Source organism: Hydrogenivirga sp. 128-5-R1-1 (assembly GCF_000171895.1).
On sequence record NZ_ABHJ01000101.1, the window covers coordinates 1 to 2,568 of the forward strand.

A 2,568-nucleotide genomic window follows, 5' to 3' on the forward strand; every position below is an offset into this window, starting at 1 on the left:
CTCCCTGTTATTGTTTTTTCAGGAACAGCCGACGCAGAAACTATAAGATACATACTTAAAAATGGGGCAAATGACTACTTAAAAAAACCTTTTGTTTTTGAAGAATTTATACTAAAAGTAGATTTATGGATAGACTACTATAAACAGGGAAAAGAACTAATAGAGAAAACAAAACAGTTAAAGGAGCTTACCAAAAATTTAGAAAAAAGAGTAAAAGAAGAAACAGAGAAAAATTTAGAAAAAGATAGACTTATATTTATACAATCAAGATTTGCACAAATGGGAGAAATGCTTAGTGTTATAGGACATCAATGGAAATAACCTTTAAATTCTCTTTCAGCACTTCTTAACAGAACATACTTAAGATATCAAATGAACCATAACTCTATAGATAAAGAAACAATGGACTACTGCCACGAAAATGCTTCAATGCAGATACAAAATATGTCAGAAACGATACATAATTTTATGAATTTTTTCAAACCAGATAAAGAAAAAGAAGTTTTTGATTTAAAAACTCTAATTAAAAAAACCATTAATCTTATTAGAACTGCTGTAGAAAGCCAGGGAATTAGAATAAAGCAAAAAATAGATGAAGATATTAAGGTCTTAGGTTATCCAAACGAATTTGGACAGGTGATATTAAATATAGTTAACAATGCAAAAGATGCTATTTTGGAAAAAAAACCTGAGGTTAAAGAAATACATGTTTACACTATTATAAAAGATAATATAGTTTTACTGAATATAGAAGATACGGCTGGAGGAATACCAGAAGATATAAAAGAAAAGGTATTTGAACCTTATTTCTCAACAAAAGGGAATGTAGAACTGGACTTGGTCTTTATATAGCTAAAATGATAGTAGACACATATAACGGAAAAATGTATGTGAACAATACAGACAGAGGGGCAAAATTCATAATAGAATTAAGTTTATACAAAAACTGAATAATCAAACTATGCTGAATATTCTAATATTCAAATCTGATATAATTTTTATAATTACTATATTTCAGGGAGATTGGTATGGGATTTGAAAAATCTAAAAAGCTGTTTGAAGAAGCACAAAAATATTTAGTTGGCGGTGTAAATTCACCTGTTAGAGCTTTTAAAGCATTAGGTGGTACACCTATTTTTATAGAAAAAGCAAAAGGAAGTCGTGTCTGGGATGTAGATGGAAATGAGTATATAGATTACGTCTTGTCGTGGGGACCCTTAATACTTGGACATGCCAATGACCAGATTATAAATGCAATAAAACAGGTATCAAATTATGGAACAAGCTTTGGAGCTCCTACAGAGCTTGAAGTTGAGATGGCAAAAGCTGTCGTTGAAGCTGTCCCTTCAATTGAGATGCTAAGATTTGTAAATTCCGGAACAGAAGCAACAATGTCTGCAATAAGGCTGGCAAGGGGATATACAGGCAAGAAGAAAATTATAAAGTTTGACGGATGTTATCACGGACATGGAGACAGCCTGCTTGTTTCAGCAGGTTCAGGAGTTGCAACTCTTGGAATACCAGGAACACCGGGAATACCAGAAGAGCTTGCAAGTTTAACAATAGTTTTACCATATAACGATATAGAAGCAGTTGAAGAGGCTTTCAAAAAACACGGTGATGATATTGCCTGTGTAATTATTGAGCCTGTTGCTGGAAATATGGGAGTAGTTGCTCCACCAAAAGAGTATCATCAAAGATTAAGGGAAATAACTAAAGAATACGGCTCACTTTTAATATGGGATGAGGTTATGACAGGCTTTAGACTTGCTCTTGGTGGAGCTCAAGAGCTTTACGGAATAGACCCAGACCTTACAACCCTTGGAAAAGTTATAGGAGCAGGTCTCCCTGTTGGAGCTTACGGTGGAAAAGCTGAAATAATGAAACATGTTGCTCCAGAAGGACCTGTTTATCAGGCAGGAACCCTTTCAGGAAACCCGCTTGCAATGGCAGCTGGATTAAGACAGCTTCAAATTCTAAAAGAAAAAAATCCTTATCCTGAACTTGATAAAAAAGGAGAAAAACTTGAAAAAGGTTTAAAAGACCTTATTATTAAATATAGTATAAAGGCGACAGTAAATAGGGTGGGTTCTATGATAACTATGTTCTTTACAGATAAAGAAGTTAAAAACTTTCAGGATGCAAAAAGCAGTGATTTGGAAATGTTTAATAAATTTTTCTGGAAAATGATAGAAAAAGGGGTTTACCTTGCACCTTCCCAGTTTGAAGCATCATTTTTAAGCACCGCACACAGCGAAGAAGATATAAATAGAACTTTAGAGGCAGTAGAAGAAACATTTAAGGAGCTTACATAATGGAAAAAAATCCTATACAGGTAGCTGTTGACAGTTGGATAGAAGGTTGGAATGAGCACAATGTAGAGAAGATATTACAAAATTATGTTGAAGATGGAGAAATATACGACCCTAAAATAAAAGAGCTTATGCCTGACAAAAAAGAGCTTTTTGTAAAAGGAAAAGAGGAAATAGAAGATTATTTAAATACTATATTTTTACTTTTTCCAAAGATATCTATAAACCAGCTGGACTTTGGATAAAGCAGAAAATT

At 33.3% G+C, this 2,568-nt stretch carries 3 protein-coding genes and 1 pseudogene; all 4 read left to right on the plus strand.

The window, feature by feature from the left end; genetic code table 11:
* A pseudogene (locus HG1285_RS18895) lies at positions 1–321 on the plus strand (response regulator); the annotation flags it as partial.
* A gap of 51 nt (positions 322–372) precedes the next feature.
* Positions 373–852 (plus strand): HAMP domain-containing sensor histidine kinase, encoded by a 480-nt coding sequence (locus tag HG1285_RS18900; protein ID WP_008288555.1) that lies wholly within the window; start codon positions 373–375, stop codon positions 850–852.
* A gap of 176 nt (positions 853–1,028) precedes the next feature.
* Positions 1,029–2,315: a glutamate-1-semialdehyde 2,1-aminomutase gene (gene hemL, locus HG1285_RS04795; protein ID WP_008288556.1), complete on the plus strand. Its 1,287-nt coding sequence runs from the start codon at positions 1,029–1,031 to the stop codon at positions 2,313–2,315.
* Complete coding sequence (locus tag HG1285_RS04790; RefSeq protein ID WP_008288557.1) at positions 2,315–2,557, plus strand: nuclear transport factor 2 family protein; 243 nt, start codon at positions 2,315–2,317, stop codon at positions 2,555–2,557. Before hemL ends, HG1285_RS04790 begins: the two co-directional genes overlap by 1 nt.
* Positions 2,558–2,568 lie beyond the last annotated feature (11 nt).

What these genes read in the sequence shown, in the direction of transcription:
- HG1285_RS18900 (WP_008288555.1), top strand. Translation starts at nt 373, where the DNA reads ATGAACCATAACTCTATAGATAAAGAAACAATGGACTACTGCCACGAA.
- hemL (WP_008288556.1), top strand. Translation starts at nt 1,029, where the DNA reads ATGGGATTTGAAAAATCTAAAAAGCTGTTTGAAGAAGCACAAAAATAT.
- HG1285_RS04790 (WP_008288557.1), top strand. Translation starts at nt 2,315, where the DNA reads ATGGAAAAAAATCCTATACAGGTAGCTGTTGACAGTTGGATAGAAGGT.